This window comes from Bacteroides sp. RTP31139st1_H2_RTP31139_211217, assembly GCF_040227615.1.
GTDB lineage: Bacteria > Bacteroidota > Bacteroidia > Bacteroidales > Bacteroidaceae > Bacteroides > Bacteroides uniformis.
The window spans coordinates 1-6244 of the sequence record NZ_JBCNZM010000220.1 but is presented as its reverse complement, the minus strand read 5'-3'; the positions used below and the strand labels follow the sequence as shown (position 1 = coordinate 6244).

Here is a 6244-nt window from a genome sequence, read left to right as displayed (position 1 = left end):
CCGAGAGCTTCTCCAGACTATAGAAAATGTCCGACAGCGCATTGCCTGCAGTGGCGCCAGTACCGGGCGTCATTGCCTGCGTATTCCATATCAGCTTGCTGACTACCGGTTTTCCTTCAGTCACCGTTCCGGTCTTGTCGAGTACCACGGTGTCTATCTTCTTGGCAATCTCCAGGCTTTCGGCATCTTTTATCAGAATGCCCCTTTCGGCGCCCTTGCCGATGCCTACCATGATGGCGGTAGGAGTAGCCAGTCCCAGTGCACACGGGCAGGCGATGATGACCACCGTGACAAATGCCAGCAATCCGTGGGTGAATCCGCCGGTTCCGTCCAGTAGCATCCATGCGATGAAGGCAAGCACTGCGATGCCTATAATGGTAGGCACGAATATCCCGGCTATCTTGTCCACCAGCTGCTGCACCGGTGCCTTGCTTCCTTGCGCGTCCTGCACCATGTGTATAATCTTCGCCAGCAGTGTATCCGTGCCGATTTTCTCTGCCCGGAAGCGGAAACTTCCCTTCTGATTGATGGTACCTGCAAAGACCTTGGCGTCTTTGTGCTTGGATACTGCTACCGGTTCGCCGCTCAGCATACTTTCGTCTACGTAGGAGCTACCTTCCGTCACGATGCCATCCACGGCAATCCGTTCTCCGGGCTTCACCAGGACGATGTCTCCGGGGCGAATCTGCTCGATAGGGATAACGCGCTCAAAGGAAGAGTGAGGGACAGCGTGTCCTTCATCCACAATGATGGTCACAGTCTTGGGTTGGAGCCCCATCAGTTTCTTGATGGCGGTTGAGGTGTTTCCTTTCGCTTTTTCTTCCAGCAGGCGGCCCAGCAGGATAAAGGCTATGATGACACTTGCCGCCTCAAAATATACATGCGGATGGATGCCTCTGGATAGCCAGAAGTCCGGAAATAGCATGTTGAACAGGCTGAACAGATAGGCGGTCCCCGTACTGATGGCTACCAGTGTGTCCATATTGGCGCTGCCATGCTGCAATTGTTTCCAGGCGCTGGTGAAGAATCCCCGCCCCAGCCAGAATACGACGGGAGTGGACAACGCCCACATGATGGGATTGGCATGGGGCATATCCATGAAGAACATGCCTATGATGACAACGGGCATAGACAAGATGATGGCCCAGGTTGTGCGGAATTTCAATGCGCTGAATTTCTTGTTGTGGGCCTCTTCCGCCTCTTCGAGCGTGTTGCCGTCCTGGTTTATCAACAAGTCATATCCGGCCGCCTGCACAGCCTGCTGCAAAGTCTCGGAAGAACAGCTCGTAGGGTCATATTCCACGGTTGCCGTTGCCGAAGCGTAGTTTACGACCGCTTTCTTGACACCTGACTGATGGTTCAGCGTCTTTTCTACCCGTGCGGAGCATGAGGCGCAACTCATTCCCAATACGGGAAATGTCTCTTGAACTATATTCTTTTCTGCCATAACAATTTTGTATAAGTCATTACTCTTGCTATGAGTGACTTGGTTCCAAATGCAAATACCGTCAGTCTCATTCCGAGATACCGTTGGTTTCACTACTTGAAACCGTCGGTTTCTCGCATTGAAACCGATGGTGCCAAAAGTTGAAACTTGTTTGGCACCGTATACTGGCTACCTGACGCCTTGTTCTGGAGGGTGGAATCCATATTTTATATCAGTCATAGCGATACAAAGATAATGCTTTTTCCCTTGAAATTGTTCATAGCCTACCCCTCACGCCAAGCAGGTTCCTTCTTGCTGGGAAATGCCCGTCGGATGACTTCCCGGCTCAAGCCTGTCTGCACCACTCCCCGCATCAGCAGGTAAGTGAGGAAAGCAAGCCATAGGGCATGGTTTGCCAGGACGGGATGCAGCCCATAATATAAGATAAAAAAGCTGACAGCTGCCGCTGCCATGGAGAGGAGCATTCCTCGCGTGGCGGTGGCGCCGATGAAGATGCCGTCCCAGATGAAGGCGGCTATCCCGACGGCGGGCACGGCAAGCGCCCAATAAAAATAGGTGTCGGCAACAGCTATCACTTCTTTGTCATCCGTCAATAGTCCGAGGAAGGCATTGCCTCCCAGCGCATAAACCAATGTAAAGAGAACCGCTATCACCGCTCCCCATCCGAAGAGGTGCCGGACGGTGTCTGTAAAGGCTTCCCGGTTGCGTGCGCCTATGTATCTGCCGCTTAAGGCTTCGCCAGCGTAGGCAAAGCCGTCCATTACATACGAGAATAAGGTGAAGAGCTGCATCAGCAGCGTGTTGACCGCCAGAATAATCTCTCCCTGCGAAGCTCCCGCCGAAGTGAAGAACAACGTGACTGCCACCAGGCAAAGAGTACGCAGAAAAATATCCCTATTCACTTGGAAGAACCGGAACATCGCCCCTTTCTCCCAGATACCTGCCCCTTCTCCCCCTTTAATTTTTAATTTATAATTTTTAATTTCCCAGAATCTTTTCAGCCTGCCGTAGTTGTGCATCCAAAGGACAATGCCCATCAGGAAGCCAGCATACTGGGCAATCAACGTCCCCAAAGCTACTCCTTCTACTTTCATCCCACACAGATAAACCAGTCCGAGGCTGGCAATGATATTGACCACATTCTGTGTGATGGCTATATACATGGGGATACGCGAATTCTGCATGCCGATGAACCATCCCGTCAGTCCGTATAGCCCCAGCATGGCAGGTGCCCCCCAAATGCAGATATGGAAATAGCACGTTGCCATTTCTTTGACTTCATCCGTAGGATGGATGAGAAGGAAGGCTCCCTGCCTGATAGGCGTTTGCAGCAGGATGAGGCAGAACGCGACTGCCAGGCCTATGCTCACGGAACGCAACAGCAGGCGGACCACCTCCGGTAAATCCCGCTTGCCGAATGCTTGCGAGGTCATTCCGCTGGTACCCATCCTCAGAAAACCGAATATCCAGTAGATAATGTTGAACAGCATGCCACCTACGGCAATGGCGCCTATGTAGGCGGGCGAACCCAGATGGCCGACGATGGCTACATCAATCAGGCCGAGCAGCGGCACGGTGATGTTCGATACGATGGAAGGTAAGGCTATTTGCAGTATTTGTCTGTCTCTGGGCTTCATTTATATTATTTAATTCATTAAGGTCGGCAAAGTTAACTATTTTTCTACTTTCAACTATTGATGGTTACCGTAAAAATGCGTAGTTTTGTAGGTAGATTTCTATGAGACTGATTGGGCTGTTAAACTATATATATACACTAAAAATGAAAACCTTAACGTTGCTTTTCTCCTTGTTCTTGATGTGTCCGCTGTCTGTCTGGGGACAGTCGGCAGATGAGTTGCTTTCGAAAGTGTCCGATGCACTTTCCGAGGGTAAAGATGACTATGCGGTGAGTTTGTTTCGCCAGGCGGCAAATGCCGGTGAGGATAGGACGGAAATGTTCTACTGGACCAATGTGGACAAGAGCAGTGAGGTGGCTCCCCGTCTTGCGGATGTGCTGGCTGTGCACTACAAGGAAATGCGGAATTACGATAAAGCCTACCTCTTCTATAAGGAGTTCTTGCAGCGTCATCCCGAAGACGTACCTGCACTTGTCTCTTGTGCCGAAATGGAGATGATGCGGGGAAAGGAGAAAGATGCCTTGAAAACCTATGAAAAGGTATTGATGCTGGATGCCGACAATCTCCAAGCCAATATTTTCTTAGGAAATTATTATTATCTCCAAGCCGAGAAGGATAAGAAGAAGCTCGAAGAAGACTATAAAAAGATAACTTCCCCCACAAGGATGCAGTATGCACGCTATCGCAACGGATTGTCAGACGTGTTCACCAATAGCTACGGCAAGGCTAAGGCATACCTGCAACGCGTGCTTCAGGTATTCCCCTCCATGGAAGCAGGCAATACGCTGGAAAAGATAAAGAAGATGGAGCTGGAGCTGAAATAGCTGTCCGCATTCCGACTAATAGGAAGGGGCTGTTTGTCTCTTATTTCTCTCCGGTCTCTTTTAATCTCTTCAGATATTCCGAAGGTATGCAGCCGAATTCTTCCTTGAAGCATTGCCGGAAGTAGAACAGATTGTTTATACCTACCTTGAATGCTATTTCCGAAATGTTGTATTTGCCTTCCAGCAGGTATTGCTCGGCGTGTTTCATCCTTATCTTGCGGACATATTCGTTGGTGGAAAGTCCGGTAAGCGCTTTCATCTTGCGGTAGAGGGTGGAATTGCTCATGCACATTTTATCCGAAAGATAGCTGATGTCTATTTTGTCTGAAGAAAGCCGTTCCTCTATCAGCTGGTTTATCTTGTGGATAAACTCGTTGTCCAGCTTGTTGAGCGATTCTGTAATGACAGCCGCTTTATTGCTTATGGCGGCATTGGCGCTGAAATGGTTTGCCAGGTTGCGCCGCGACTGGAGCAGGTTTTCTATACGGCTATGCAGCAGGCTGGCGCTGAACGGTTTGGTGAGGTAGGAGTCGGCACCTACCTGGTAGCCTTCCTCTTTGTCGCGCAGCGAGTCTTTGGCTGTCAGCAGTATAATGGGTATGTGGCTGGTGCGCACGTCTTTTTTCAGCTCACGGCACATCTCGTTTCCGTCCATTACCGGCATCATAATGTCACTGACGATGATGTCAGGTATTTCTTTCAGGGCGCTTTCCTTGCCCAGCTTTCCGTTGGCGGCAGTCTTTACTTCAAAGTGGTCGGAGAAGGATTCGGCTATATAGTCGCAGATGTCCGGATTGTCTTCCACTACCAGCAATATGGGTTTGTCGCTGGATGAAACTTGATTTACTTGTGCCTCTTCTATATGCTGGACGTTGCTTTCCTTTTCCTGCGAATCGGCATGCAGTGCCTGCGGGTAACTGTTGTCGGTAAGCAGGCTGACGTAGAAGGTACTACCTTGATTGGGAGCACTCTCTACGCGGATTTCCCCTTCGTGTAGGGCTACGAGGTTTTTCACCAGAGAAAGTCCGATACCGGTACCCGAAGCCTGGTGTTTGCCGCCTTCCTGGTAATAACGGTCGAATATGTGGGGTAGTGCCTCCGGCTTGATACCGTATCCCGTGTCGCTGACCCGGATTTCCGTATAGTTCACTTCGGCACGTTCCACCTGTCGGATACCGATGCTGATGCTACCCTTTTCCGTGTACTTTAGGGCATTGGATATCAGATTGTCCAGGATGGTCTGGATAATTTCCTTGTCGAAGTATATAGGCATATGCTCTTTCTCCACCACCAGCCGGATATCGACGGCTGGCTTCCGGTTCAGTTCCTTGTACTTCAGGCCTATCTCGCGGATAAGGGGTACGAGGTTGTCCCGGCTCACGCAGAGTTTCTTGTTCTGGGTCTCGGTCTTTCTGAACTCCAATATCTGGTTGATGAGGTTCAGTAGCCGGATGGCACTTTGGTGAATGACGGATATCTTCTGTGCGTCTTTGGTGGATAGTGTATCACTTTTCTGTATGTCTTCCAGCGGACCCAGTATCAGCGTAAGCGGGGTGCGCAGTTCATGGGTGATGTTGGTGTAGAAGCGCAGGCGTTCGTTGTTCAGTTCCTGCTCGTGTTCGTGGCTCTGCTTCTCCAGTTGGTACAGTGCTTCAGCATCCAGTCTTTTCTTGTAGGCATAGAGTATAGAGAAAAGGATGATAAGGGACAGCAGGATATAGAATGACTTTGCCCACCAAGTAAGCCAAAGGGGTGGGGCGATGCGGATGTTCAATGAGGTGGTTGCGTCCGACCATGCTTGGTTGCGCATGCGCGTTTTCACTTGGAACTGGTATTTCCCGGGAGGAAGATTACGAAAGGTGACATTATTGGGGTCTGTAAGCGTATACCAGGAGTTCTCGAGTCCTTTCAGCATATAGGCATATTCCACTTGGTTGACCAGGGCATAGTTCTGGATGTTGAACCGGATACTGAAACTATTCTGTGTATATTTCAGTTGCACGTTCTTCTGTCCGTTTAAGGCAATGGTGCTCTGTCCGTTTTCCGGTTTGTTCAGCGGGTCGGTAATTTCAATGTTGGTGATGAATGCGGGCGGTGATTTGCGTTCCTGCAATACAACTTCCGGGTTGAAGTAGCACAGACCGTTTATAGAGCCGAAGTAAAAGTTGCCGTCTTGTCCGTAGGCTACACTGCCCCGACTGAAGCTTCCCATGGGGAGGTTGTCGTGATAGTCGTAGTTATAGAAAATGTCTTTACTGTCCACAAGACAGCTGATACCTTTGTTGGTGCTCACCCAAATATTTCCTGCCTTGTCCTCACCGATGGCTTGTATGTGG

4 protein-coding genes are annotated in these 6244 nt (G+C 50.1%); 1 reads left to right on the top strand and 3 read right to left on the bottom strand.

Features of this window, described 5'->3' with window-relative positions; translation table 11 throughout:
* Both ABUA47_RS22255 and ABUA47_RS22250 read right to left on the bottom strand, forming a co-directional pair.
* Positions 1 to 1447: heavy metal translocating P-type ATPase (locus tag ABUA47_RS22255; protein WP_349832071.1), on the bottom strand; the 1447-nt coding region annotated here is incomplete at its 3' end.
* A gap of 263 nt (positions 1448 to 1710) precedes the next feature.
* Positions 1711 to 3084: an MATE family efflux transporter gene (locus ABUA47_RS22250; protein ID WP_005835091.1), complete on the bottom strand. Its 1374-nt coding sequence runs from the start codon at positions 3082 to 3084 to the stop codon at positions 1711 to 1713.
* 143 nt (positions 3085 to 3227) lie between these two features.
* Between ABUA47_RS22250 and ABUA47_RS22245 the strand changes: the two genes are divergently transcribed.
* Positions 3228 to 3908 (top strand): tetratricopeptide repeat protein, encoded by a 681-nt coding sequence (locus ABUA47_RS22245; RefSeq protein ID WP_034523335.1) that lies wholly within the window; start codon positions 3228 to 3230, stop codon positions 3906 to 3908.
* 40 nt (positions 3909 to 3948) lie between these two features.
* On the opposite strand, the gene ABUA47_RS22240 is transcribed toward ABUA47_RS22245, so the two are convergent.
* Positions 3949 to 6244, bottom strand: a 2296-nt coding sequence (locus ABUA47_RS22240) for a hybrid sensor histidine kinase/response regulator transcription factor (protein ID WP_349832070.1), incomplete at its 5' end; no start/stop codon positions are given.

Bases quoted from the DNA above. Each gene is read 5' to 3' on its own strand.
- ABUA47_RS22250 (WP_005835091.1), bottom strand. From the start codon at position 3,084: ATGAAGCCCAGAGACAGACAAATACTGCAAATAGCCTTACCTTCCATC.
- ABUA47_RS22245 (WP_034523335.1), top strand. From the start codon at position 3,228: ATGAAAACCTTAACGTTGCTTTTCTCCTTGTTCTTGATGTGTCCGCTG.